Genomic DNA, 24,476 nt, shown 5'->3' with positions numbered 1-24,476 from the left:
TATGGCGTTCTCGGGATTGGAAGGGCGTGTCGCATTGGTGACCGGTGCCGCACGGGGGTTAGGCTTCGCCATTGCGGAGCGACTGGCGCACGGCGGGGCGAAAGTCCTGCTCAACGGCCGCAATCCTGCAGCGCTCGAACAGGCGGCGGCGCGAATCGAAGGCGAGGCGGAAGTGCTGGCGTTCGATATCGCCGATGACCAAGCCACGGCAGCCGCCTTCGAGCAGATCGCGCGCGGCGGTGGCCTTTCGATCCTCGTGAACAATGTCGGACAGCGCGACCGGCGCGCTCTTGAAGATGTCGGGCGGGGCGACATGGCTGCATTGCTGGAAGCGAACCTCGTCGCGCCGTTCGACCTCGCGCGCCGGGCTGCCGAGCTGATGCGGCAGGGCGGGTATGGCCGGATCGTCAACGTCACTTCGATTGCCGCCGAAATCGCGCGGGGCGACGTCCTCTACACGGCGAGCAAGGGCGGACTGGCGGCTCTGACCCGCGGACTGGCGGCCGAACTCGGACCGCACGGGATCACGGTCAATTCCGTCGCGCCCGGCTATTTCAAGACCGACGCGAATGCGGACATGGTGGCGGATACGGACATTGCCGCCCACCTCGCCCGCCGCACTTCGCTCGGACGGTGGGGCGAACCACACGAGATCGCGGGCGCGGTCGCGTTCCTCGCATCGGGCGAGGCGAGCTACGTCACCGGACAGACCATTGCAGTCGACGGCGGGTATCTCGCCCACTTCTGACTTGCATTTCGCGCGGCAGACGGTATCTCGCGCGCCTTCACCGACACGTGATTCATCTGCCGGTCTGGCCGTAAGGGCTGCCAGGGCTGGTACGGCGTGTCCCCGAACAGGAGACGAAAATGCCCAAACTGAAGACCAAGAGCGGCGTGAAAAAGCGCTTCAAGCTCACCGCCACCGGCAAGGTCAAGCATGGCGTGGCCGGCAAGCGCCACCGCCTGATCAGCCACAATGCGAAGTATATCCGTCAACAGCGCGGGACCAAGGTTCTGGCCAAAGCCGATTGGGCCGCGGTCAAGAAATGGGCCCCCTACGGCCTCGATTGAGCCGCCAGAGCTAAGGAGACAACGATATGCCTCGCATCAAACGCGGCGTCACCACGCGCCAGAAGCACAAGCGGTTACTGGATCAGGCCAAGGGTTACCGCGGCCGCCGCAAGAATACCATCCGGGTCGCGCGTCAGGCGGTCGAAAAGGCCGGCCAGTACGCCTATCGCGACCGCAAGGTTAAGAAGCGCAACTTCCGCGCCCTGTGGATCCAGCGCATCAATGCTGCGGTCCGTCAGGAAGGCCTGACCTATTCGCAGTTCATGCATGGCACCAAGCTTGCCGGCATCGAGCTCGACCGCAAAGTGATGGCTGATCTCGCTATGAACGAAGGCGCAGCCTTCAAGGCGATTATCGATCAGGCGAAGAAAGCTCTTCCGGCCTAAATCGACACAGAATTGCGATGAACAAGAATGGGGCGCTCCTGTAATAGGGGCGCCCTTTTTCTTATGCCGACCTCGCTCGAAGTAAGAATAGATGGTATGTTGCGGCCATGCCGCGTGCGACTCCGACTGCTGACTTTCTTCCCGATGTAAGGGTGTTTGTTGCGCCCGACGATCTGATGCCGTGCTTCAGCCTGATCTATCGTTGCGAAGTCGATCTTCCTGAAGGAGAGGAGATCGCGGATTACCTTTTGCCGGAATGGGCGAATATCCGCTTCAGCACGCAAAACTATCCCATCGTTACCCTTTCCGGCACCGGGCAAGATATAACCGGTCCATTCGTAGCCACCGGACCCACGGCACGACCGCTGCGCTTTCGGCTCAAACGTACGACGATCTGGGGCATTGGTTTCTTGCCATTAGGCTGGGCCCGGTTCATCGATCTGCCGGCAAACGATTTCGCTGATACAATACAGGTCGGTGAAACCAGCGATGCATTCGCACGGTTCGCGCCGTTGGCGGACATCCTCTGCGATCCCGACGGTGATCCTGATACCCAGTTCGACGGTATGATCGCCTTTTTTCGCGATCTTGCCGGGCCGCCCAGAGATGCGACCCGGATCGCCAATATCCTCCAGGCCATGTTCGATCCCTATCTCACCCAGGTAACCGATTTTGCCGACAATGCAGGAATGACGAAGCGGACGCTGGAGCGGGTCTGTCTCAAGCATTTCGGCTTCTCGCCTCAATTGCTGCTGCGCCGGCAGCGTCTGATGCGCAGCCTTGCCTCCTTCATGCTGGAAGAAAAGGCGGTTTGGAGCCGGCGGATCGACAAGCATTATCACGATCAGGCCCATTTCGTGCGCGAGTTTCATACCTTTATGGGCATGAAGCCGACGGAATACGCACAGATGCCGCATCCCATGCTTTCGGCCTTCATGGTCGAGCGCAACCGGGTATGGGGGCCCGCCATACCGAGCTTCGAACCGCCGACCGCGACTCCGGGAGCCAGCCCGATCATCCCTGCGAAGACCTGATCAATAAGGGGGTTGGGCAAGGGCGGCGTTGCAGCTAGGCACGCGCGCGTTATCAATCAGAGCGACGAACGATTTCCATGACCACTGCCCAAGCCCTCAGAGACGACGCCCTGTCTCGCATCACCGGAACATCCGACCTCGATACGCTGGAAAGCCTGCGGGTCGAATTTCTTGGTAAGCAGGGTTCGATCTCCGCGCTGCTGAAGACGCTCGGCAAGATGTCGCCGGAAGAGCGCAAGGAACAAGGTCCTCTCATCAACGGTGCCCGAACCGAGGTTGCCGATGCGATTACAGCGCGCAAGGAGGCGCTGGAGGCGGAAGCGCTGGACCGGCGCCTGGCAAGTGAGACGCTCGACCTTACCCTGCCTGCACCGCAAGCGCCCCAAGGATCCGTCCATCCGGTCAGTCAGGTGATGGACGAGTTGGCGGAAATCTTTGCCGATCTTGGTTTCTCGGTCGCTACCGGGCCGGAAATCGAGGACGACTGGCATAATTTCACCGCGCTTAACATGGCCGAGACCCACCCGGCTCGCGCGATGCACGACACCTTCTACTTCCCCGACCGGGATGCTGTGACGGTACCTGCCTCAAGTAGCGAAGCGGTAGGCGAAAAAAGACGCATGCTGCTTCGTACGCACACTTCCCCGGTGCAGATCCGCTCGCTGGTTGAGCAGGGCGCGCCCATCCGCATCATCGCGCCCGGCCGGGTCTATCGCAGCGACAGTGATGCCACGCATACGCCGATGTTCCATCAGGTCGAAGGGCTGGTAATCGACCGCGATATCCATCTCGGCCATCTCAAATGGACTTTGGAGACCTTCCTGAAGGCGTTCTTCGAGCGCGACGATATCGTCCTGCGCCTGCGCCCGAGCTACTTCCCCTTCACCGAACCCAGCGTCGAAGTCGACGTCGGCTTTGCCATGGAGAACGGACGGCGCGTGCTGGGCGGCAGCGGCGACGACGAGGGGCATGGCTGGATGGAGCTGCTCGGCAGCGGCATGGTCAATCGCCGGGTGATTGAATTCGCCGGCCTCGATCCCGACGAATGGCAGGGCTTCGCATGGGGCCTCGGCGTCGACCGGCTTGCCATGTTGAAATACGGGATGGACGATCTGCGCGCCTTCTTCGACGGCGATAATCGCTGGCTGGCGCATTACGGCTTTTCCGCCTTCGACCAGCCGACCCTTTCCGCCGGCGTGGGAGCAAAGGCATGAAGTTCTCGCTCGAATGGCTTCGCTATTTCCTCGAAACCGATGCGTCGGTCGAGGAAATCGCCGGTGCACTCAATCGTATCGGCCACGAAGTCGAAGGCTTCGACGATCCGGCGCGCAAGCTGGAAGGCTTCCGCGTCGCCGAGGTGCTGACCGCCGCCCCGCATCCCGATGCCGACAAGCTGCAAGTTCTGAGTGTCGACACCGGTGAAGGCGATCCGCTCACCGTGGTCTGCGGCGCGCCGAATGCGCGAGCGGGCATGAAGGGCGTGCTCGGCCTGCCCGGCGCGGTGGTTCCGGCAAACGGCATGGAACTGCGCAAGAGCGCCATTCGCGGCGTCGAATCGAACGGGATGATGTGTTCGGTGCGCGAGCTGAAACTCGGTGACGAGCATGACGGCATCATCGAATTGCCTGACGATGCGCCGGTCGGCCAGAGCTTTGCGGAATATCACGACGCATCCCCGGTGTTCGACGTGGCGATCACGCCCAACCGCCCCGATTGCATGGGCGTGTACGGTATCGCGCGCGACCTTGCGGCGGCAGGCGTCGGCACGTTCAAGCCGATAGACGTGTCCGAGATCGAGGCCGACGGCCCATGTCCGGTTGAAATCCGCACCGACGACGTAGAAGGTTGCCCGGCATTCTATGCCCGGACGGTGCGCGGCATTTCGAACGGCGCCAGTCCGGAATGGATGCAGCGCCGCCTGATCGCTGCCGGGCAGCGCCCGATCAGCGCCGTGGTCGACATCACGAATTACCTGATGCTCGCCTTCGGCCGGCCGGCCCATGCCTACGATCTCGCCAAGCTGACCGGCCCCGTGGTCGCGCGGCGTGCGAAGGACGGCGAGAAGATCGAGGCGCTGAACGAGAAGGCCTACACACTCGATGAAACGATGACCGTCATCGCCGACGATAGCGGCGTGCACGACATCGCGGGAATTATGGGCGGCGAGCATTCGTCGGTAGGCGACGGAACGACCGACGTGCTGCTGGAGATCGCCTATTTCGATCCTGAGCGGATCGGCGTGACGGGTCGCAAGCTCGGTCTTGCGACCGATGCGCGCACACGGTTCGAGCGGGGCGTCGACCCCGAATTCCTCGACGACGGCCTAGCGATCCTGACGTCACTGATCCTGCGCATCTGCGGCGGCGAAGCGAGCGAAGTGGTTCGCGCAGGCAAGCCACCGGTCGAGGCGCAGGTGCTGACCTTCGACCCAGCGCTGACGAAGCGGTTGGGCGGAGTGGAGATCGCCGAGGACGAGCAGCGTCGGATCCTCGAAGGGCTCGACTTCAGGGTCGGAGCTGATTGGCAGGTCACGGTTCCGCCGCGTCGACATGACGTCGAGGGGCCGGCCGATCTGGTCGAGGAAGTAGTGCGGATATATGGCTTGGACAAGGTCGAGAGCGTTCCGCTTCCGCGCCGCGACGGTGTCGCAAAGCCGACCGCCTCGCCGCAGCAGCAAATGGAGCGCATGCTGCGCCGCTCCGCCGCCGCGCGCGGCCTGAACGAAGCCGTGACGTGGAGCTTCCTGCCGACCGGCGAGGCCGAACATTTCGGCGATGGCGGCGAGCTTTGGGTACTCGACAACCCGATCAGCGAGGACATGAAGGCGATGCGCCCCTCGCTCCTTCCCGGTCTGCTTGGCGCGGCGAAGCGCAACGCCGATCGCGGATCGGCGACCAGTCGCCTGTTCGAGATCGGCCGCCGCTATTTCAGGGGCAAGAACGGGGCAAGTGACGAGAAGCCGACCCTCGGCGTCGTGCTGGTGGGCGACCGCACGGCGCGCGGCTGGGCGAACGGGAAGGCGCAAGGCTTCGATGCGTTCGATGCGAAGGCCGAAGCGATGGCGTTGCTCGAAGCGGCGGGCGCGCCGGTTGGCAACCTCATGGTAATGGACGATGCAGGTGAGCAATTCCATCCCGGCCAGTCCGCCACCTTGCGGCTCGGCCCGAAGAACGTGCTCGCCCGTTTCGGGGCGCTGCATCCGCGCACGCTAAAAGCGTTCGACTTGGACGGTCCGGTGGTCGCGACCGAAATCTTCCTCGATGCAATTCCCGCGAAGAAGGGAGGAGCGAGCTTCGCCCGTCCGGCTTACGATCCGCCGGCTCTGCAGGCGATCACGCGCGATTTCGCCTTCCTCGTTCCCAGCGAGGTCACGACAGGCGATCTCGTGAAGGCCGTGCGCGGGGCGGACAAAAAAGCCATCGTCGATGCTCAGGTGTTCGACGTCTTCGTCGGTCAGGGCGTCCCCGAAGGACGCAAATCCGTCGCGGTCGAAGTGACGCTGCAACCGGGCGAGAAGAGCTTCACCGATGATGAGATCAAGGCGATATCGGACAAGGTGGTGGCCAATGCCGCCAAGCAAGGCGCGGAGCTTCGAGGATGAAAACGGCATTCGTAACCGGCGCAACGGCCGGGATCGGTGAGGCGACGGTTCGGGGACTTGCTGCGAACGGCTGGCGCTGTGTCGCCACAGGGCGGCGTAAGGAGCGGCTCGATGCGCTGGTCTCCGAACTGGGCGAAGACAAGGTCCACCCGGCAGTGTTCGACGTACGCGACAACACGGCGATGGACGAAGCGCTGGAGGCTTTGCCCAAAGACTTTCGCGGCATCGATCTGCTTGTTAACAATGCCGGCCTCGCGCAGGGTCTCTCGCCCGCGCAGGATGCCGATCTCGACGACTGGCAGACCATGATCGACACCAACGTGACCGCCATGGTCCGCCTTACGCGCAAGCTGCTGCCCGGCCTGATCGAGCGCAAAGGCGCGATTGTTACGATCGGGTCGGTCGCGGGCAGCTACGTTTATCCTGGCGGGAACGTCTATGCCGGCAGCAAGGCCTTTGCCAACCACTTCACACTGGCGCTACGGGCTGATCTTCACGGCACCGGCGTGCGCGTGACGAGCATCGAGCCAGGCATGGTCGAGACCGAATTCACCAAGGTCCGCACCGGCAGCCAAGAGGCCAGTGACGATCTCTATCGCGGCGCAGACCCGATGACGGGCGAAGATATCGCGAACACTATCCTGTGGATCGCCGAACTGCCATCGCACCTCAACATCAACCGTTTGGAACTGATGCCGGTAAGCCAGGATTTCGCGGGGTTTCGGGTGGCGCGAACATAGGTCACTGTCGCGAAACCGTCTTGCGCATCTAGCGACCCAGATCCGGAACGCTGTCCAATCTCTTCGCGTTTTATTACCGGACGGAGATGATCCGAAAGGGATAACGATGAAAAAGTTCGCAGCTGCGGTCCTTCCGCTTGCGCTCATTACCACGCCGGTCTTTGCACAAAATGCAGCACCGCAAAATTTTGCTGCGCACGATGCAGGTGACCGTCAGGCGTCCATTGATGCACTTCAAGCGACGACATACGATCTGATCGCCTTGTCGCAGGCGACGCACCAGATGCACTGGAACCTCGTCGGGCCGAACTTCTACCAGCTTCACGAGATGCTGGGAGAGTTCTACCAGGCACAAAACGGCATGTTCGACGTGACGGCGGAACGTATGCGTGCGCTCGGATCGCCGGCGGACGGGCGGCTCACCGCGTCCGCCCAGCAATCGCGTCTGCCTGAACCTCCGGTCGCCGAGCTGAACGGCATCGAGTCCGTCCGGCAACTGGCCTCGCAGTACAAGGCCGTATCCGACCGCATCAACCAGCGTATTGAAGCGACCGGTGACAGCGATCCTTCCTCGCAGGACGTCCTGATCGACGCCTCGCGCATGATCGACAAGCAATTGTGGATGCTCACTGCGCATTTGCGCTGAACCCGGTCGAACCGCGAACAAAGCTAATCGTCCCTGTGACGGAATGGAAGGATGGGCGGCTGGTTGTCAGTCGCCCCAACCGTCCGTTTTAGCAGCCTTTTCGGTTCCCCAACCATCGCGCTTCGATGGCGTTGTGGTCCCCCAATCGTCACCGTATTGTTCGCGGAAAGCTTCGTCCTGCATGTAAGCCGCGTCCTCGGCGGCCAATCGGTTAATTTCGTCGAAGTCCTGTGCCATGCCCATCGGCCCGGCAAGTGCCTTGGCCGTCGGATTGAACGCGAGCATGTCGAAGGGTCGGCCTTCTATCGCGGCGGCAACATGCTCCTCTGCCAGAACTTCCAGAAGCGACATCGCGAAGGTTTGCTCCTTCATCGCCTTGTGAGCCCGTTCGGCATGTTTGCCTTCAGGTTGGACGACGTCGGTCTTCACGGTCGCCCCTGTATCGTCGGGGGTTACCGTCGTGACGAAACGCATCAGTTCGACGTCGTTTTCGTCCAATAGCGCGGTCACGACCGTGCCATCTGCAGGCTGCGTCACGCGGCTGCGCTTTACGGTATCGCCCAGGATATGGACCGGCAGATAGGCCGAGGCGATCGCGCGCCGGATCTCTTCGGGCGATTTTTCGTAATAGGTTTCGCCGCTATCGATCCCTGCCCAAAGAACGACGGCCAGTGCCGGAACAAGACCGAACAGAAGACGAATTTTTAAAATCGTATGCCACATATCGATCCCCCTCGATGTCATGACATTGTGTTGGCGTCCGTCTTAAAAAATGGTTCGCGGGCAAACGCGAAGAGTAGCCCTCATGCAAAACCGCTCTCGCGCGAACAGGTCTTGTGGACGCGCGGCGTGGCTGCCGCTAGGCGCTCGCCACCATGTCGTCCGATAGCGCCCAGTCCCGCCGTACATTCGCGATCATCTCTCACCCCGATGCGGGTAAGACGACGCTGACCGAAAAGCTGTTGCTGCGCGGCGGGGCGATCCACCTTGCGGGCGAGGTGAAGGCGCGTGGGCAGGCACGGCGGGCGCGCAGCGACTGGATGAAGATCGAGCAGCAGCGCGGCATTTCCGTCACCTCCAGCGTGATGACGTTCGAGCGGGACGGGATTACCTTCAACCTGCTCGACACGCCGGGGCACGAGGACTTTTCGGAAGATACGTATCGCACGCTGACCGCGGTCGATTCGGCAATCATGGTGCTGGATGCGGCGGCCGGTATCGAGGCGCAAACGCTCAAACTGTTCGAAGTGTGCCGCCTCCGCAGTGTGCCCATCATCACGCTCATCAACAAGATCGACCGCGAGGGGCGCGATCCGTTCGAACTGCTGGACGAGATCGCTGAAAAGCTCGCCCTCGATACCGCGCCGATGAGCTGGCCGGTCGGCATGGGCGGGCTGTTCGAGGGCGTTTACGATTTCGAGGAGAACGAACTGTATCTTCCCGAAGGCGACGGCAAGGAATTTCGCGGAAAGACCGTGAAGGTCGAAGGGCCGGAGGATCCCGCGCTTGCCGAGCATCTTTCAAGCGATGGGGTCGAGCGGATCGCCGAAAACGGTTTGCTGGCGCGCGAGGGATATCCCGCCTTCAATTACGAGGCTTATCGCAACGGCGATCTCACGCCTGTCTATTTCGGCAGCGCACTGAAGGAATTCGGGGTGGAGACGATCATCGACGCGATCGCGAAATACGCGCCGCCGCCGCGCCCCCAACCGGCGGACGAGGGCGAAATCGCGCCGAGCCACGATGAGGTGACCGGCTTCATCTTCAAGGTCCAGGCGAACATGGACCCCAATCACCGCGACCGGATCGCTTTCATGCGGCAGGTCTCCGGCACGTTCAAACGCGGCATGAAGTTGACCCCTAGCGGGCTCGGGAAACCGATCGCGGTGCATTCGCCGATCCTGTTTTTCGCGCAGGATCGCGAGATCGCAGACACCGCTTTGCCGGGCGATATCATCGGCATTCCCAATCACGGCACACTGCGTGTCGGCGATACGCTGAGCGAGAAGAACGAGGTGCGCTTTACCGGCCTGCCGAACTTCGCACCGGAAATCTTGCGCCGCGTCCAACTGAAGGATCCGACCAAGACCAAGCAGCTCAGGAAAGCGCTCGACGATCTTTCCGAGGAAGGCGTGATCCAAGTGTTCTACCCGGAGATCGGCGCGCAGCATATCGTGGGCGTGGTCGGCCAGTTGCAGCTTGAAGTGCTGATCTCGCGGCTGTCGGCGGAATACAAGGTGGAAGCGGCACTCGAGCCGTCGCCCTTCGCGACCGCGCGCTGGCTGAAGGGCGACGACAAGGCGCTGGACGAATTCGAAAGCTTCAACCGCGCCAATCTCGCGCGCGACCGCGACGGCGATCTCGTCTTTATGGCGAAAAGCCCGTGGGACGTCAGCTATCAGCAGGAAAAGAATCCCGAGCTGACTTTCTCGGCCACCAAGGAGCGTTAGGCCGACAGGGCTTGCCGAGGGCTTTTAGTCGCGGCACATGACCGCATGCTCAACGGCCCTACCTCGCAAACCTTCATTTCTCAGCGCCTGCGCCTCAACTATCTCGATTGGGGCAAGAAGGACGACAGCGGCAGAGAAAAGCCGCCGCTCGTCCTCGTCCATGGCGGGCGCGATCATGCGCGCAGCTGGGACTGGGTCGCAGAAAGCCTGTGCGACGACTGGCACGTTACCGCGTTCGACCATCGCGGCCATGGTGACAGCGACTGGGTGAACGACGGCAATTACCAGGTCTCGGACATGGTCTACGATCTCGCGCAGTTCGTGCATCAGCTCGGCCGGGGGCCGGTGACGATCGTCAGCCATTCGATGGGTGGCAATGTCGCGCTACGCTATGCCGGCGTATTCCCCGATCAGGTGCGCAAACTGGTCGCCATCGAGGGGCTCGGTCCCAGTCCGAAGCGGCAGGCGGAACAGCGCGAGACCCCCTATCCCGAGCGGATGGCGGAATGGATCGGGAAGAAGCGGGGTGCCTCGGCGCGCAGTCCGCGCAAATACGAAAGTATCGAGGCGGCATTCCGCCGGATGATCGAGGAAAACAGCTACCTCACCGAAGCGCAGGCGCGGCACCTTACCGTCCACGGCGTCAACAAGAACGAGGACGGCACCTATAGCTGGAAGTTCGATCCGCATCTGAACGTCTGGTCCGTGGAGGATGTGGCGGACGAATTTCTGCATCAGATGTGGGCTGCGATCACCGCGCCGACCCTGCTCCTTTACGGTGCCGATAGTTGGGCTTCGAATCCGGAGGGCGACGGGCGGCTGGAGCATTTCTCGACTGCCGAAGTGATCGAGTTCGAGAATGCCGGGCACTGGCTTCATCACGATCAGTTCGACCGCTTCATGGCGACCCTGAGAGATTTTCTCTAGGCCGCGGCGAAACATAGCTGGCCGCTCGCGCATTGAATGCTGCGTGCCGATCACCTTTGCCAGTTATAACATTCACAAATCCGTCGGAATGGACCGCCGCCGCGATCCGGAGCGGATCATGGCGGTGCTGCACGAAATCGATGCCGACATCATCGCGTTGCAGGAAGTCGACCGCCGGATCGGCGCGCGTGAAACGACGCTTTCGCGCAAGGATATCGACGACAGTCCGTGGCGTCTGGTCAAGGTTGCCAAGCGGCCGCGCAGCATCGGCTGGCATGGCAATGCGTTGCTGGTTCGCCGTAGGTACGATGTGCATGAGGGCGAACCGCTCGATTTGCCGACGTTGGAGCCGCGCGGCGCGGCGTGCGGTGAAATTACCGTTGAGGGCACACGCATCCGCATAATCGGGACGCATCTCGACCTGTCCGGGCTGCGGCGGCGCGATCAGATCCGCTCGCTCATCGACGTGGTAAATACCTGTCGTCGCGATCTGCCCACCGTCCTGATGGGGGATTTCAACCAATGGGGCCGCGCAACGGGCGCGATGCGCGAATTTAGCAAAGGCTGGAACGTCATAACACCTGGGCGCAGTTATCCCAGCCGCAGACCGATCGCCAATCTCGACCGTATATGCACGACGCCGCACTGGACCTGCGTCGACGCGCACACGCATCACACCGCATTGTCTGCCGTAGCGAGCGACCATTTGCCTGTTGTGGCGACATTGAACCTGCACAAAAGCGCGGCAGCTGCTTAAAAAACAGGCAATAAATCGGCGCAAGCCCCCTTCGTCGCCCTCGGTAATCCTTCGGTAACATATTGGCACGGCTTTTGCTGCAGGTGCGAAAGCCGGGAACACCCGGATCGTTGGAACAAGGGGGTTCAGCCATGAAATTCATCATCGCTGTCATCAAGCCGTTCAAGCTCGACGAGGTGCGTGAAGCGCTCGGCGGGATCGGCGTTGCCGGGATGACCGTCACCGAGGTCAAGGGTTTCGGCCGCCAGAAAGGCCAGACCGAGATTTATCGAGGCGCCGAATACTCGACCAACATGCTGCCCAAGGTGAAGCTGGAAATCGCTACGAGCGACGACCTGGCAGCGCAGGTGGTCGAAACCATCCAGCAAGTCGCCAGCACCGAAGCGATCGGCGACGGCAAGATCTTCGTCTTCGACCTCGCGGGCGCAACCCGCATCCGCACCGGGGAAACCGGCGACACTGCGCTGTGATCGGCAAGGAGGGCACCATGACACCACGAAATCTCTTTACCGCTACGGCAACGCTCGGCGGTTCCTTCATCGCGGCCACCGCCGCCTTCGCGCAGGAGGCTGCTACGGCGGCAGGCGAAGTCGGCACGCCGATCGCCGGCGCGACCACCGAGGCGGCAGCCGCCGTCGCCAATCCGGGCAACAACGCCTGGATGATGACCTCGACCATTCTCGTCCTCTTGATGATCCTGCCGGGCCTTGCACTGTTCTATGGTGGCCTGACCCGCTCCAAGAATATGCTCTCGACCCTGACGCAAGTCGGCGCGACGGCCGCGCTGGCCATGCTGGTATGGGTGATGTGGGGCTATTCGACCGCTTTCGGTCCGGAGGGCAACAGCTTCTTCAGCTGGGGCAACCTGTTCCTGACTGGAACCACAGCAGACAGCACGGCGGCGACGTTCAGCGATGAAGTCATCAGCGAATATGTCTTCGTCAGCTTCCAGATGACCTTTGCCGCCATCACCGCCGCGCTGATCCTTGGCGCGACTGCGGAGCGGATGAAGTTCACTGCGGTGATGGTGTTCGTGCCGATCTGGCTGACGCTGGTCTATTTCCCGATCGCCCACATGGTGTGGTGGGACGGCGGCTTGCTGTTCGATGCCGGCGCGCTCGATTTTGCGGGCGGTACCGTTGTCCATATCAATGCGGGTGTCTCTGGCCTCGTCCTTGCCATGATGCTCGGCAAGCGGCGTGGCTATCCGGCCGAACCGATGCCGCCGCACAGCCTTGTGATGACCATGATCGGCACCGGCCTTCTGTGGGTGGGCTGGTTCGGCTTCAACGCCGGATCCGAACTGGAGGCGGACGGTGTTGCGGGCCTTGCCATGATCAACACCTTCGTCGCCACGGCAGCGGGTGCGTTGACCTGGATGGTGCTGGAACGACTCGCCGGTCACAAGGGGAGCGCGCTGGGCTTCTGCTCGGGCGTCATTGCCGGCCTCGTCGCGGTGACACCTGCGGCGGGCAATAGCGGCCCGTTCGGAGCAATCCTGCTGGGCATCGTCGCTTCGCTGGTGTGCTACTTCATGGTCGCCAAGGCGAAGGCGAAGTTCGGCTACGACGATAGTCTCGACGCATTCGGCATCCACGGCGTTGGCGGTATCGTCGGCGCGCTGGGCACTGCCATCGTCTACCAGCCGTGGCTCGGCGGACCGGGCGACGGATCGACCGGAACGCTCGCCCAATTCATTATTCAGGGCGAAGGCGTGGTCGTTACGATCGTCTGGGCCGCAATCGGCACTGTCATTGCCGGCTTCGTCGCCAAGCTTCTCACCGGGCTGCGTGTTTCGGAAGAAGAAGAGGTCAACGGCCTCGACATCTCCGAACACGGGGAGCGCGCCTACAACTGAACCAGTTCGGCGGCGGCGCCTTTCTCTCCTCTCCCGGTGCCGCCGCCAACCCTTGTTCCTCCTGCGAACAACGCCTTTCAAGGGCCGGAGCGAGAAAGCTTCGGCCCCTTTTTTGTCGATCAGGCCGCGAGGTGCGCCTTCACGAAATCGGCGCAGCGTTCGCCGATCATGATGCTGGGCGCATTCGTGTTGCCTGATACGAGGCGCGGCATGATGCTGGCATCGGCGACCCACAGCCCCTCGACGTCCCCCGACTTGAGGCGAGTATCCACCACTGCCGCATCGTCGGATCCCATGCGGCACGTGCCGACAGGATGGTAGACGGTGTCCGCACGGTTGCGGATCAGTTCGTCGAGCTGGGCATCGTCGTCGAGATCGATCGGATAGCGATCCTGCGGCTCGTACCGCGCGAGTGACGGCGAAGAGGCAATCCGGTGCGAGAAGCGCACGCCTTTGCGGAGCACCGCCATGTCGCGCTCGTCGTCTAGGAAATTGGGGTCGATCCGGGGCGCGTGGCTTGCATCGCGGCTGTCGAGCCGCACGGTTCCGCGGCTTTCCGGGCGCAGCACGCAGGCATGCAGCGAGAAGCCATGGCCTTTCACGCTGGTTCGGCCATGGTTCTCCAGCATGGCGGGGACGAAATGCCATTGCACGTCGGGCGCTGGGGCATCGTCCATCACCTTCCAGAAACCGCCCGCCTCGGCATAGGGCGTGGTCATGACGCCCGTTTTGCTGCGACGGTGTTCGAGCATGGCCCTTGCCATCTTAACCGTGCCGGACAGCGAATTGCCGATGAAGTCCTTGCTCTCGGTCTTCCAGCTCGAGACGTAATCGATATGGTCCTGCAGGTCGGCGCCGACCGCCGGCTTGTCGACCAGCGGCTCGATGCCGTGTTCCTTCAAATGCGATGCGGGTCCGATACCCGAAAGCATAAGGATTTGCGGCGAATTGAATGCCCCCGCGGAAAGCACCACACCGCTTCGTGCGGTGACTGTGCGGCTGCGGTTTCCGGCGGAATAGGTCACGCCGGTTGCGCGGCCGTCTTCGACTTCGATCTTCTGAACGGTCACCCCGATGCGGACATCGAGGAAATGCGACTTGCGCAAGGGTTCGACATAGGCGCGTGAAGCGGACCAGCGTTCGCCGTCCTTCTGCGTCACCTGATAGATCCCGAAACCTTCCTGGGTGTCGTCGTTGAAATCGTCGTTGCGCGGCAATTGGAGCTGCGCGGCGGCCTCGACGAAGGCATAGCTGCCGGGATTGAGATATTTCTGGTCCGACACCCAGAGCGGCCCTTCAGCGCCGTGATATTCGTCGCCGCCGCGTACGTTGCGCTCGGACTTCTTGAAATAGGGCAGGACGTCATCATAGGCCCAGCCGTGGCAGCCGAGCGCGGCCCAATTGTCGTAATCCCAACGATTGCCGCGGATATAGATCATCGCATTGATGGCCGACGAGCCGCCAAGGCCCCTGCCGCGCGGCTGATAGCCCTGCCTGCCGTTCAGACCCTTTTGCGGCACGGTCTCGAACATGTAGTTCGAACCGGGGTTCGGGATGGCGAGCATCCCGGGCATGGTGATCTTCGTGCCGGTGTTGCGTCCGCCGGCTTCGAGGAGGCACACGCTCCTTCCCGCTTGCGCCAGCCGTCCGGCCACGGCGCTGCCGGCGCTTCCGCCGCCGATCACGACGATATCGAATTCATCCATCTCCGCCTCTCCTTTTTGCCGAAAGGTTAGGAGGGGGCGGGACGCCCGGCAATAGCGTTTCGGAAAGAGACCTTTCGGGCGTTAGCGCCCTTGCGCCGCCAGAGCGTCCATGGTCGCGCGCACCGGAGAAACGTCGTAGCCTCCCCCGGCTGCGGCCTCTGCGATCGCATCCGGGCTTTCGCCGCGCTTCGCCTCCGCCATAGCCCACAATAGGGTCGAGCGCGTACCCGAGCGGCAATATCCGAGCACCTTGCCTTCCGCTTGTTCGAGGGCGTCCGCCAGTGCCTCGACCTGCTGCAGACTGAAACCGGCATGACCGACCGGAATGTAACAATAGTCCAGACCGAGTTCCTTCGCGGCGGCCTCGATGTCGGCCGATTGCGGCTCGTCCGGTGCCTCGCCGTCCGGCCTGTTGTTCACCACGCAGGTCACGCCGCGTTGTTTCGCTTCGGCGAGATCGCTCGCCGCGATTTGCGGGCTGGCGATGAAATCGCCGGTAATGGTTCGAAAATCGCTCATGCCTCGGCTCCTGCTGCGGCCGTTTCACGTGCCCGCTTGTTGCGCTGGACCATGTTGAGGATTTCCACGCCGACAGAGAACCCCATCGCGACGTAGATATAACCCTTCGGCACATGGAAGCCGAAACCGTCGGCGATCAGAACTACCCCGATCATGACGAGAAAGGCGAGCGCCAGCATCACCAAGGTCGGGTTCTTCTCGATGAAGCGCGCCAGCGGGTCCGCTGCGATCATCATGATGCCCACCGTGATGACGACGGCGGTGACCATGATCGGAATTTCATCGGTCATGCCCACTGCGGTAAGGATCGAATCGACGGAAAAGACGAGGTCGATGGCGATGATCTGCAGGATCACCGCGCCGAAACCGGCCGTGGCCGCGCCGACCGCGCTGGGCGTCTTGTCCATGATGTCGCCCGAATTGTCTTCCGGCTCCATCGAATGGTGGATTTCCTTGGTCGCCTTCCACAGGAGGAAGAGCCCGCCGACGAGCAGGATCAGGTCACGGCCCGAAAAAGCCGTTTCGAATGTCGGTTCGCCATATTCGTTGGGCGCTCCGCGGAGGCCGAGATCGAACAGGGGATCCTGAAGCGTCACGAGCCAGCCGATCAGCATGAGCAGACCGATGCGCATGATCAGGGCTAGCGAGAGGCCGATACGGCGCGCCTTCTGCTGCTGGTGCTCCGGCAACTTATTCGACAGGATCGCGATGAAGATAAGATTGTCGATCCCGAGAACGACTTCGAGAGCGATCAACGTCAGCAGCGCGAGCCAAGCGGCCGGATCGCTCAACAGGGCCATGATTTCCATGGTTGTGCGTTGCCCAATCCCGATTTCGATTTCAACAAATTCGAACATTCGGCAACCCGTGGGCCACGATCGGGTGTCGAATTGCGCGAATGGACACTAAAACATTCGCATCATGAGCCAATTGCCGTTATGCCTGCAGCTGATGAGGGGCAGGTCCGCTAGCTTGCTGGGGCCCGCTCGCACCCGGTGCAACTTGCAGTCTGCGCGCCGGGCCTGGGGTAGATGGGCTGCGCGACAAGGTACGATTTGAATTATGGGTTACGATAGAGGACGCCGTCGGGGACGGGACAAACGCGACGGTTTCGGGGAAGACAGTTTCGATCCGTTCGGTGGGCCGGGCGGCGGTTTCGAACCGCAGGGCGGCGGCTATGGCGGTGGTGACCGCTTCGGTGGCGGCGGCGATCGTTTCGGCGGTGGCGGTGACCGATTCGGTGGCGGAAATCGCGGCGGCGGTGGCGGCTTCGGCGGCGGCAACCGTGGCGGTGGGGGCGGCTTCGGCGGCGGTAATCGCGGCGGCGGCGGCGAAGACATCTTCGTCCACATCAGCGCAGTCGAACGCGCCGGTCTCGAAGGTTTGGGCGAAGGCCAGGAACTCGAGTTCAACCTCGTCGATCGCGGCGGTAAGGTCTCGGCACAGGATCTCCAGATCGTCGGCGACGTCGTTCCGGTGAACGAGCGCGGTTCGGGCGGTGCACCCGCCGGTCGCGATTCGCGGGATGCGGCGCCGCGTCGCGAGCTTACCGGCGAAAAAGCCACGGGTACGGTCAAGTTCTTCAATTCGATGAAGGGCTTCGGCTTCTTGACGCGCGACGACGGCCAGCCGGACGCATTCGTGCATATCAGCGCGGTGGAACGGTCCGGCCTTAGCGGGCTCAACGAAGGCGAGCGCTACGAGTTCGACCTGGAAGTCGATCGCCGCGGAAAGCATTCAGCGGTGAACCTCGTTCCTGCCGATTGATTTCCGGCCCGGGCTGCGGGTTTGACCGGCAGCTCGGCTCGGCATACATCGTTGGCAAACGCATTCATGGCGGCTCCCTCGTGCAGGGAGTCGCCATTTGATTTTACCGTTCGCATTCCCTCGGAGGCTTCATGTCGATTTCGCCGCTCATGCCCGTCTATCCCCGTTGCGGCGTCCGCCCGGTCGAAGGCGATAATTGCCATTTGATCGACGAGGACGGCACGCGGTATCTCGATTTTGCCAGCGGCATTGCCGTCAACCTCCTCGGCCATTCGCATCCGCGCCTGATCGATGCGATTCAGGAGCAGGCGGCGAAGCTGATGCACGTTTCCAATCTCTACGGCAGCCCACAGGGCGAGGCGCTGGCGCAAAAGCTGGTCGACAAGACTTTTGCAGATACGGTGTTCTTCACCAATTCCGGTGCCGAAGCGGTCGAATGTGCGATCAAGACGGCGCGTGCCTATCATCAGCACGAGGCCCGAAACCCTGAGCGGACGGAGCTGATTACCTTCACCAGCGCCTTCCATGGTCGCACGATGGCCACGATCAGCGCATCCAATCAGGAAAAGATGCACAAGGGCTTCCTGCCCCTGCTCGGCGGGTTCCACTATGCCGAGTTCGACGATCTCGAAGCTGCCAAAGCCTTGGTGACGGACAAGACCGCCGGCTTCCTCGTCGAACCGATCCAGGGCGAGGGGGGTATCCGCCCTGCATCGCAGGAATTCATCAGCGGTCTTCGCGCGCTCTGCGACGAACACGATCTGATGCTGGTTTTCGACGAGGTGCAATGCGGCGTCGCACGGACCGGCAAACTCTATGCCTACGAGCATTACGGCGTCGAGCCCGACATCATGGCAAGCGCGAAGGGCATCGGGGGCGGATTCCCGCTCGGTGCGTGCCTTGCCACCGAAAAGGCGGCGCGCGGCATGGGCTTCGGAGCCCACGGTTCGACCTATGGCGGCAATCCGCTGGGAATGGCGGCCGGCATGGCGGTGATGGAGACGGTGGCGAACGACGCGTTCCTCGGCGACGTTACGCAAAAGGGCGAACGGTTGAGAAGCCGCCTCGAACAGTTCATCGGCAATTATCCCGATCTGTTCGATTTCGTGCGCGGCAAGGGGCTGATGCTCGGCATTCGCATGAAAGGCGAAAGCCGGCCGTTCTTCGTGCATCTGCGTGACAATCACCAATTGCTTACTGTTGCCGCGGGTGATCAAACGCTCCGAATCCTTCCACCACTGGTGGCGGACGACGCCGAGTTCGACGAATTCTTCCAGAAGCTTTCCGCCGGTGCGGAAAGTTACGACCCTGCCATGGCTGCGTGATGGATCGCGAGGCGCTCGATCTCGCTCCGGCGGTTCGCAACTTTCTCGACCTCTCGGATGCTGGAGGCAATGCGCTCGCGGCAATGATCGGCGATGCGATCGACCGCAAGGCAGCGCGCGAAGGCCGGCCAAAAGGTTCGCCGGACGACGATGCACCGCTCGCCGGGCATGTGCTCGGAATGATATTCGAGAAGGCCTCGACCCGGACGCGTGTCAGCTTCGATATCGCCATGCGGCAGCTGGGCGGGTCTGCCTTGATCCTTGATTCGGGGACCAGCCAATTGGGGCGGGGCGAAAGCATCGCCGATACCGCCCGCGTGCTCAGCCGGATGGTCGATACGATCATGATTCGCACTGACGATCATGCCAAGGCGGAAAAGCTCGCGCATCATGCGCATGTACCGGTCATCAACGGGCTGACCGACAGGTCGCACCCCTGCCAGATTGTCGCCGATCTGCTTACCCTTGTGGAGCATGGCAAAGCGCTGCCCGGCCTCGATGTCGCATGGTTCGGCGATGGCAATAACGTCCTGAACTCGGTCATCGAGGCGGCCGGACTGATGAAGTTCAACGTGCGCGTCGCCTGTCCCATAGGATACGAGCCCGACCAGAGCTTCATAGAGACAGCCCGTACCGGCGATGCGCAGATCGAGGTCTTTCGCGATGCACGCACTGCGGCAGCTGACGCGGACGTGTTGATCACGGACACCTGGGTTTCGATGGGTCAGGATCATGCGGACGACAAGATCCGTGCGATGCAGCCTTACCGGGTCGATGGCTCGATCGTGGCAGCCGCGAAGAACGATGCGGTATTTCTGCACTGCCTGCCGGCCCATGTGGGCGACGAGGTTTCCGAGGACGTTTTCGAAGGACCGCAGTCTCTTGTGTTCGACGAAGCGGAAAACCGGATACACGCGCAGAAATCCATCCTGCTGTGGTCGCTCGGCAAGCTCGTGCCGCACTCTTAAAGAACCGCAATCCCGTTCCCATATGGACGGCATGACGAACGACGTAGATGCCGCCGAAACCTTTTCCGACAAGCCGCTAGCCTTTACCATTCCGTCCCGCGATGCGCGGGGGCGGCTGGTACGGCTGGACTCGGTGCTGCAGGAGATCCTTTCAGCTCACGACTATCCTGCACCCATCGCGCTTCTGCTGGCCGAAGCTCTCGTGATTGCGTCGCTTTTGGGTAGCCTGCTGAAAGACGACGATGCGCAGGTCACGATGCAGGCGCAGACCGAGGCAGGGACCGTGCGGCTCCTGGTGTGCGATTACCGGGCAGGCGAATTGCGAGGCTATGTCGATTTCGATCGCGAGCGTCTGGCAGAACTTGGCGCGAACCCATCCTTGTTCGCCTTGTTCGGCAAGGGGTTCCTCGCCATCACTTTCGACGGCGCCGGGAAGCAGGGCCGCTATCAGGGCATCGTTCCCCTCGAAGGAGAGACGCTAGGCGAAGCGTGCGAGACCTATTTCGTACAGTCCGAGCAGGTGCCTTCGCTGATCAAGACGGCGGTGCGGCTGGACGGCGATACGTGCTCTGCCGCTGGGCTACTGGTGCAGCACCTTCCCGAAGGCGAGGAAGGGCGCGAGCGTTTGCACACGCGGCTCGATCATCCGGAATGGGAGCACGTGATGGCCCTTGCGACGACCTTGCGGCACGAAGAACTGCTTGATCCCGAACTATCTCTCGAGGCGATTGTATGGCGGCTGTTCCACGAGGAAACCGAAGTCCGTACGATTGCGGGGCACTCGCTGGTCCGCGGTTGCCGGTGCAGTCCCGAACATTATCGTGACGTGCTTATGAAATTTCCGGAAGAGGAGCGAGCCGAGATGCGTGACGATGAGGGGATCATCACGGTCGACTGCGCGTTTTGCTCGCGAAAATTTCCGGTCGCGGCGTGAAACCTGCTTCTATCTGCTTTCTAGGACTGAAATGAAAACGAAGACCAAGACCCTCGCGATTGCCGGATTGTTGGCCGGTTTGGCCTGCGTTCCGGCGGCGGCACAGTCGTCCCTCGCAATGCTGGACAGCCTGTCGCCCGGCGCTTGGGAGCTGCGGTATCGCGACGGTGCCGCCAAACGGCGCCTCTGCGTCCGCTCGGGCAAGGAGTTCCTGCGTCTGCGTCATCCGCGCAGCGATTGTAACCGCTTCGTGGTCGAGGATGGCCGGAGCTCCGTAACCGTCCAGTACACGTGCCGTGGAGACGGTTACGGTCGGACCAGCATCCGCCGCGAGAATGCCGAGCTCGTTCAAATCGAAAGCCAAGGCATCAAGAGCGGTCGTCCGTTCCAGTTCGCGGCGGAGGCGCGACGGGTCGGTTCCTGCAGGTGACTGTTGCGGGCCGAACCTTGGCGCTTTAGCGCCGGGGAATGGCATCCAAGGATAAACCAGTCGCCGCCATCCTGCTGTCGGGCGGCCTCGATTCGATGGTCGTCGCCGGTCTGGCGCAGGAGCAGGGTTACGACGTTCATGCGCTGACCATAGATTACGGGCAACGCCATGCGCGCGAACTTCAGTCGGCCAGGCTGATCGTCGAAAAGCTCGGTGTCGGTCGGCATGTCGAACTGTCGCTCGATCTGCGACAGTTCGGCGGGTCTGCTCTGACGTCCGAGATCGACGTGCCGAAATCGGGTGTGACTGATGATATTCCAGTTACCTACGTTCCCGCCCGTAATCTCGTTTTCCTGTCATTGACGACGGCATTCGCTGAGACATCCGGCAGCAGCGACATTTTCATCGGCGTCAATGCCCTCGATTATTCAGGCTATCCGGACTGCCGCCCGGAATTCATCGCGAGCTTCGCCGCAACGGCGCGTCTCGGGACGAAATCGGGTGATGCCGGAACGCCGTTCACGATCCATGCGCCGCTTCAGTATCTCAGCAAGGCAGACATCGCGCGCGAGTGCGACCGGCTGGGTTTCGATCCGGGATGGAGCTGGAGTTGCTACGACCCCACACCGGATATGAAAGCCTGCGGGCGCTGTGATTCGTGCAGATTGCGCCGAAAAGGGTTTTCTGAAGCCGGGGTACGCGATACGACGCCCTACGCGCCGGATGCTCCGGCGATCGAGGGAGAGAATGCTTGACCAATCCGATAGCGGAAACGCCTGCGGGCGAAACCGGTATGCTGCCAGATCGGAAGGTGCCGGCCTATAGCTGGTATGCGCTTGGCGTTCTCGTCCTGATCTATGTCCTGAACTTCATCGATCGGAACATCCTTTCGATCCTTGCGGAAGACATCAAGGCCGATCTGGGTATCGGTGACGACGATCTTGGATTTCTCTACGGCACCGCATTCGGCGTGTTCTACGCGCTGTTCGGCATCCCGCTCGGCAAACTCGCGGATAGCTGGCACCGCGTTCGGTTGATGACACTCGGGCTGGCCTTGTGGTCGGCCATGACGGCACTGTCCGGTTTCGCGCGCAGCTTTGCGACCCTGAGTTTCGCCCGCATCGGCGTGGGCGTGGGGGAAGCGACGGCGAGCCCTGCCGCCTATTCGCTGATTTCCGACTGGTTTCCCAAGCGGATGCGCGCGACGGCACTCGCGATCTACAGTTCCGGCCTTTACCTCGGAGGCGGCATCTCGCTGCTGATCGGGGGCCTGATCGTCGAACGCTGGAACGCGAGCTATCCCGATGGCGGACCGCTGAACCTGGCCGGGTGGCAAGCCGCCTTCCTCGCGGTGGGCATCCCCGGCATTCTTCTTGCCGTCCTGGTGTTTACCCTGAAAGAGCCGATCCGCGGAGAGTCGGAAGGCATGGTCAGCGAGCCGGTGAAGGACCCTTTCCGGGGCTTCGTTCGCGAACTTTTCGCCGTGATCCCGCCCTTTACCTTCTTCCAGGCAGCCCGCTTCGGTGCGGGGGCACTCATCAAAAACATCGTGGCGGCCATTATCATCGCTTTAGTTGCTTGGGGCTTGGCGGTGTTTACCGGCAACGTTCCCCAATGGATCGCGGTCGGCATTGGATATTATGCAGTATTTTCTTGGGCGACGTCTCTCAAACGGCGTGATCCGCCGACGTTCGGCCTGATCTGGGGATCGCCTGCGTTCCTCTGCACCATCCTTGGATACGGTATGGTTGCGTTTTCATCCTACGCCGTGAGTTTCTGGGCAGCGCCCTATGCCATTCGCGTGCTCGGCGAAGCACCGAGCGTAGCGGGATGGTGGATCGGCGGTCCCGGTGCATTGGGCGGATTCCTTGGGGTGATACTCGGTGGACGAGCGGCGGACTGGCTGCGCGAGCGCAACCCATCGGGTCGGTTAATCGTGGTTCTGTTCGGCGTCCTTGCCCCGGTCATTCCGCTGATCATCGCATTCACTACCCAGAACGCGGCCCTGTTCTACTTCCTCAACTTCACCCTGAGTCTGTTCGCCAGTTCGGCACTGGGCGCGGCCGCCGCTACGTCGCAAGACCTGGTTCTACCAAGAATGCGGGGCACGGCGACCGCGACGTTTTTCCTCGCGACAACACTAATCGGCTTGGCACTCGGTCCGTATCTCGCCGGTCAGGTTTCGACGATGACGCAAAGCCTCTCCACCGGCGTATTGTCGCTGCTGATCGCGGCTCCGATCGGCACCATCTTGCTGCTTGTAGCATACAAGCTGGTGCCGATTGCGGAGACCACTGTTATCGAACGGGCGCGTGCGGCAGGGGAAACTGTCGCCTGAGGACCGTTAGGCGCGAGTAAGAACCCCGCAAGCGATCCGCGATCCGGCATCGCCCGAGGGGTTGGTCCGATAATCGTCGGCACCGGAATGGATCATCACCGCCGTGCCATCGGCATCGAACAGTTCCTCCATCAAGTAGTCGGGAGTGCCGTCGACCGGAACTTCCGTCGTGAGAGTGCCGCTGGCAGGGACATCGATATTGAGCAGATCGCCGAGATGCTTGCCATCCGGATTGAGGCGACCGTGTTCGTTGTCTTCGGGATTGAGGTGACCGCCAGCCGATTGGAAGTCGGGCGGGGTACAGGTTCCCGTCGTGTGAAGATGAAACCCGTGCGGTCCCGCCGGGATACCCGTAACCATCACGCGCATCGCTCGGCTTGTCCCGTAATCGACAAGCGTTGCCGTGCCGACAGGTTGGCCGCTTGAGTTGGAAAGGTTCGCCATTGCTAGCTCGCGAGGCTCCGCTCCATCCATGGTCGAGCATCCGGCGAGGGCCAAGGCCGACGCAAGTGAAAGACTGATTGTTTTCGTGTTCATTTCGCTTCTCCAATTCCCTAACTCGAAGAAACAACGAAAAAGGGGCCGGATCGCTCCGGCCCCTTTTCCAATTGGCTGGCAGCGTGGCTTACATGCCCGAACCCGGACCGTAGGTGATTTCCACACGGCGGTTCTGTAGTTCGCGCACACCGTCGGCAGTAGGAACGCGAAGCTGCGTTTCGCCGAAGGCTTCGCTGCTGATCCGGCCATCCGGAACACCGCGGGCGGTGAGATAGTCGCGCACCGAAGCGTTACGACGCTCTGCCAGGCCCATATTGTAGCTGGCGGTACCCGACGTATCGGTGTGGCCTGCAAGCATGACGGCAGCCGTTCCGCAGTTCGCATACGCCGAAACCGCGTTATCCAAGATCGTGGCCGCTTCCGGGGTGATGTTGGATTCATCCCAGTTGAAGAACACGATGTACGGACCCTGCTGGCACGTCGGAGCCGGCGGAGGCGGCGGCGGCGGAGGCGGCAGATCG

Annotated in this window: 26 protein-coding genes; 20 read left to right on the top strand and 6 right to left on the bottom strand. The window is 61.9% G+C overall.

What is annotated here, in order from left to right; translation table 11 throughout:
• The first annotated feature begins 1 nt into the window (after position 1).
• From E3U23_RS12705 to E3U23_RS12670, 8 genes are all read left to right on the top strand, one after another.
• Positions 2 to 748, top strand: a complete 747-nt coding sequence (locus E3U23_RS12705) for an SDR family oxidoreductase (RefSeq protein WP_279351652.1) — start codon at positions 2 to 4, stop codon at positions 746 to 748.
• Between the two features lie 119 nt (positions 749 to 867).
• On the top strand, positions 868 to 1,071 hold the full coding sequence (gene rpmI, locus E3U23_RS12700; protein WP_279351651.1) for a 50S ribosomal protein L35: 204 nt from the start codon (positions 868 to 870) through the stop codon (positions 1,069 to 1,071).
• Between the two features lie 26 nt (positions 1,072 to 1,097).
• Positions 1,098 to 1,457: a 50S ribosomal protein L20 gene (gene rplT / locus E3U23_RS12695; protein WP_279351650.1), complete on the top strand. Its 360-nt coding sequence runs from the start codon at positions 1,098 to 1,100 to the stop codon at positions 1,455 to 1,457.
• Between the two features lie 107 nt (positions 1,458 to 1,564).
• On the top strand, positions 1,565 to 2,491 hold the full coding sequence (locus E3U23_RS12690; protein WP_279351649.1) for a helix-turn-helix domain-containing protein: 927 nt from the start codon (positions 1,565 to 1,567) through the stop codon (positions 2,489 to 2,491).
• Between the two features lie 77 nt (positions 2,492 to 2,568).
• Positions 2,569 to 3,705 carry a phenylalanine--tRNA ligase subunit alpha gene (gene pheS, locus E3U23_RS12685; protein WP_279351648.1) on the top strand — a complete coding sequence of 379 codons (1,137 nt, stop codon included), beginning with the start codon at positions 2,569 to 2,571 and terminating at the stop codon, positions 3,703 to 3,705.
• Complete coding sequence (pheT, locus tag E3U23_RS12680) at positions 3,702 to 6,092, top strand: phenylalanine--tRNA ligase subunit beta (protein ID WP_279351647.1); 2,391 nt, start codon at positions 3,702 to 3,704, stop codon at positions 6,090 to 6,092. The genes pheS and pheT overlap by 4 nt, the downstream gene beginning before the upstream one ends.
• The gene (locus tag E3U23_RS12675) at positions 6,089 to 6,832 is read left to right on the top strand and encodes an SDR family NAD(P)-dependent oxidoreductase (protein WP_279351646.1); all 744 of its coding nucleotides are present in this window, start codon (positions 6,089 to 6,091) and stop codon (positions 6,830 to 6,832) included. The genes pheT and E3U23_RS12675 overlap by 4 nt, the downstream gene beginning before the upstream one ends.
• Positions 6,833 to 6,938: 106 nt before the next feature.
• Complete coding sequence (locus tag E3U23_RS12670) at positions 6,939 to 7,478, top strand: Dps family protein (protein WP_279351645.1); 540 nt, start codon at positions 6,939 to 6,941, stop codon at positions 7,476 to 7,478.
• A 66-nt stretch (positions 7,479 to 7,544) separates the two neighbouring features.
• Here the strand turns inward: E3U23_RS12670 and E3U23_RS12665 are convergent, their stop codons facing one another.
• Positions 7,545 to 8,201: a hypothetical protein gene (locus E3U23_RS12665; RefSeq protein ID WP_279351644.1), complete on the bottom strand. Its 657-nt coding sequence runs from the start codon at positions 8,199 to 8,201 to the stop codon at positions 7,545 to 7,547.
• Between the two features lie 152 nt (positions 8,202 to 8,353).
• Between E3U23_RS12665 and E3U23_RS12660 the strand changes: the two genes are divergently transcribed.
• The 5 genes from E3U23_RS12660 (at position 8,354) to E3U23_RS12640 (ending at position 13,470) form a co-directional block, all read left to right on the top strand.
• Entirely contained in the window at positions 8,354 to 9,928 is a 1,575-nt protein-coding gene (locus E3U23_RS12660) for a peptide chain release factor 3 (protein ID WP_279351643.1), read from the top strand.
• Positions 9,929 to 9,973: 45 nt separating this feature from the next.
• A complete protein-coding gene (locus tag E3U23_RS12655; protein WP_279351642.1) occupies positions 9,974 to 10,855 on the top strand; it encodes an alpha/beta fold hydrolase in 882 nt (293 codons plus the stop codon).
• A gap of 43 nt (positions 10,856 to 10,898) precedes the next feature.
• The gene (locus E3U23_RS12650; protein ID WP_279351641.1) at positions 10,899 to 11,612 is read left to right on the top strand and encodes an endonuclease/exonuclease/phosphatase family protein; all 714 of its coding nucleotides are present in this window, start codon (positions 10,899 to 10,901) and stop codon (positions 11,610 to 11,612) included.
• Positions 11,613 to 11,743: 131 nt separating this feature from the next.
• Positions 11,744 to 12,082 (top strand): P-II family nitrogen regulator, encoded by a 339-nt coding sequence (locus E3U23_RS12645; protein WP_279351640.1) that lies wholly within the window; start codon positions 11,744 to 11,746, stop codon positions 12,080 to 12,082.
• A gap of 17 nt (positions 12,083 to 12,099) precedes the next feature.
• Entirely contained in the window at positions 12,100 to 13,470 is a 1,371-nt protein-coding gene (locus E3U23_RS12640) for an ammonium transporter (RefSeq protein ID WP_279351639.1), read from the top strand.
• 119 nt (positions 13,471 to 13,589) lie between these two features.
• Here the strand turns inward: E3U23_RS12640 and E3U23_RS12635 are convergent, their stop codons facing one another.
• The 3 genes from E3U23_RS12635 to E3U23_RS12625 all read right to left on the bottom strand — a co-directional run bounded on the left by E3U23_RS12635 (position 13,590) and on the right by E3U23_RS12625 (position 16,504).
• Positions 13,590 to 15,176 carry a GMC family oxidoreductase gene (locus tag E3U23_RS12635; protein WP_279351638.1) on the bottom strand — a complete coding sequence of 529 codons (1,587 nt, stop codon included), beginning with the start codon at positions 15,174 to 15,176 and terminating at the stop codon, positions 13,590 to 13,592.
• Between the two features lie 81 nt (positions 15,177 to 15,257).
• Positions 15,258 to 15,695: a TIGR01244 family sulfur transferase gene (locus tag E3U23_RS12630; protein ID WP_279351637.1), complete on the bottom strand. Its 438-nt coding sequence runs from the start codon at positions 15,693 to 15,695 to the stop codon at positions 15,258 to 15,260.
• Positions 15,692 to 16,504 (bottom strand): TerC family protein, encoded by an 813-nt coding sequence (locus E3U23_RS12625; RefSeq protein WP_279351636.1) that lies wholly within the window; start codon positions 16,502 to 16,504, stop codon positions 15,692 to 15,694. Before E3U23_RS12625 ends, E3U23_RS12630 begins: the two co-directional genes overlap by 4 nt.
• Positions 16,505 to 16,757: 253 nt before the next feature.
• On the opposite strand from E3U23_RS12625, the gene E3U23_RS12620 reads away from it, so the two are divergent.
• The 7 genes from E3U23_RS12620 (at position 16,758) to E3U23_RS12590 (ending at position 23,457) form a co-directional block, all read left to right on the top strand.
• The gene (locus E3U23_RS12620; RefSeq protein WP_279351635.1) at positions 16,758 to 17,462 is read left to right on the top strand and encodes a cold-shock protein; all 705 of its coding nucleotides are present in this window, start codon (positions 16,758 to 16,760) and stop codon (positions 17,460 to 17,462) included.
• Positions 17,463 to 17,593: 131 nt separating this feature from the next.
• The gene (locus E3U23_RS12615) at positions 17,594 to 18,787 is read left to right on the top strand and encodes an aspartate aminotransferase family protein (RefSeq protein WP_279351634.1); all 1,194 of its coding nucleotides are present in this window, start codon (positions 17,594 to 17,596) and stop codon (positions 18,785 to 18,787) included.
• Positions 18,787 to 19,755 (top strand): ornithine carbamoyltransferase, encoded by a 969-nt coding sequence (argF, locus tag E3U23_RS12610; RefSeq protein ID WP_279351738.1) that lies wholly within the window; start codon positions 18,787 to 18,789, stop codon positions 19,753 to 19,755. Before E3U23_RS12615 ends, argF begins: the two co-directional genes overlap by 1 nt.
• A gap of 31 nt (positions 19,756 to 19,786) precedes the next feature.
• Positions 19,787 to 20,689 (top strand): Hsp33 family molecular chaperone HslO, encoded by a 903-nt coding sequence (locus E3U23_RS12605; protein ID WP_279351633.1) that lies wholly within the window; start codon positions 19,787 to 19,789, stop codon positions 20,687 to 20,689.
• A 31-nt stretch (positions 20,690 to 20,720) separates the two neighbouring features.
• A complete protein-coding gene (locus E3U23_RS12600; protein WP_279351632.1) occupies positions 20,721 to 21,119 on the top strand; it encodes a DUF3617 domain-containing protein in 399 nt (132 codons plus the stop codon).
• A 38-nt stretch (positions 21,120 to 21,157) separates the two neighbouring features.
• Positions 21,158 to 21,874 carry a 7-cyano-7-deazaguanine synthase QueC gene (gene queC / locus E3U23_RS12595; protein WP_279351631.1) on the top strand — a complete coding sequence of 239 codons (717 nt, stop codon included), beginning with the start codon at positions 21,158 to 21,160 and terminating at the stop codon, positions 21,872 to 21,874.
• A 38-nt stretch (positions 21,875 to 21,912) separates the two neighbouring features.
• Positions 21,913 to 23,457 carry a spinster family MFS transporter gene (locus E3U23_RS12590; RefSeq protein WP_279351737.1) on the top strand — a complete coding sequence of 515 codons (1,545 nt, stop codon included), beginning with the start codon at positions 21,913 to 21,915 and terminating at the stop codon, positions 23,455 to 23,457.
• 6 nt (positions 23,458 to 23,463) lie between these two features.
• Here E3U23_RS12590 and E3U23_RS12585 read toward each other — a convergent pair whose 3' ends face one another.
• Together E3U23_RS12585 and E3U23_RS12580 are read right to left on the bottom strand one after the other, a co-directional pair.
• Positions 23,464 to 23,994 (bottom strand): superoxide dismutase family protein, encoded by a 531-nt coding sequence (locus tag E3U23_RS12585; protein WP_279351630.1) that lies wholly within the window; start codon positions 23,992 to 23,994, stop codon positions 23,464 to 23,466.
• Between the two features lie 88 nt (positions 23,995 to 24,082).
• Positions 24,083 to 24,476, bottom strand: a 394-nt coding sequence (locus tag E3U23_RS12580; RefSeq protein WP_279351629.1) for an OmpA family protein, incomplete at its 5' end; no start/stop codon positions are given.

This window comes from Erythrobacter litoralis (assembly GCF_029760855.1).
Taxonomy (GTDB): domain Bacteria; phylum Pseudomonadota; class Alphaproteobacteria; order Sphingomonadales; family Sphingomonadaceae; genus Qipengyuania; species Qipengyuania litoralis_A.
This window is presented reverse-complemented; position numbering and strand designations above follow the sequence as displayed.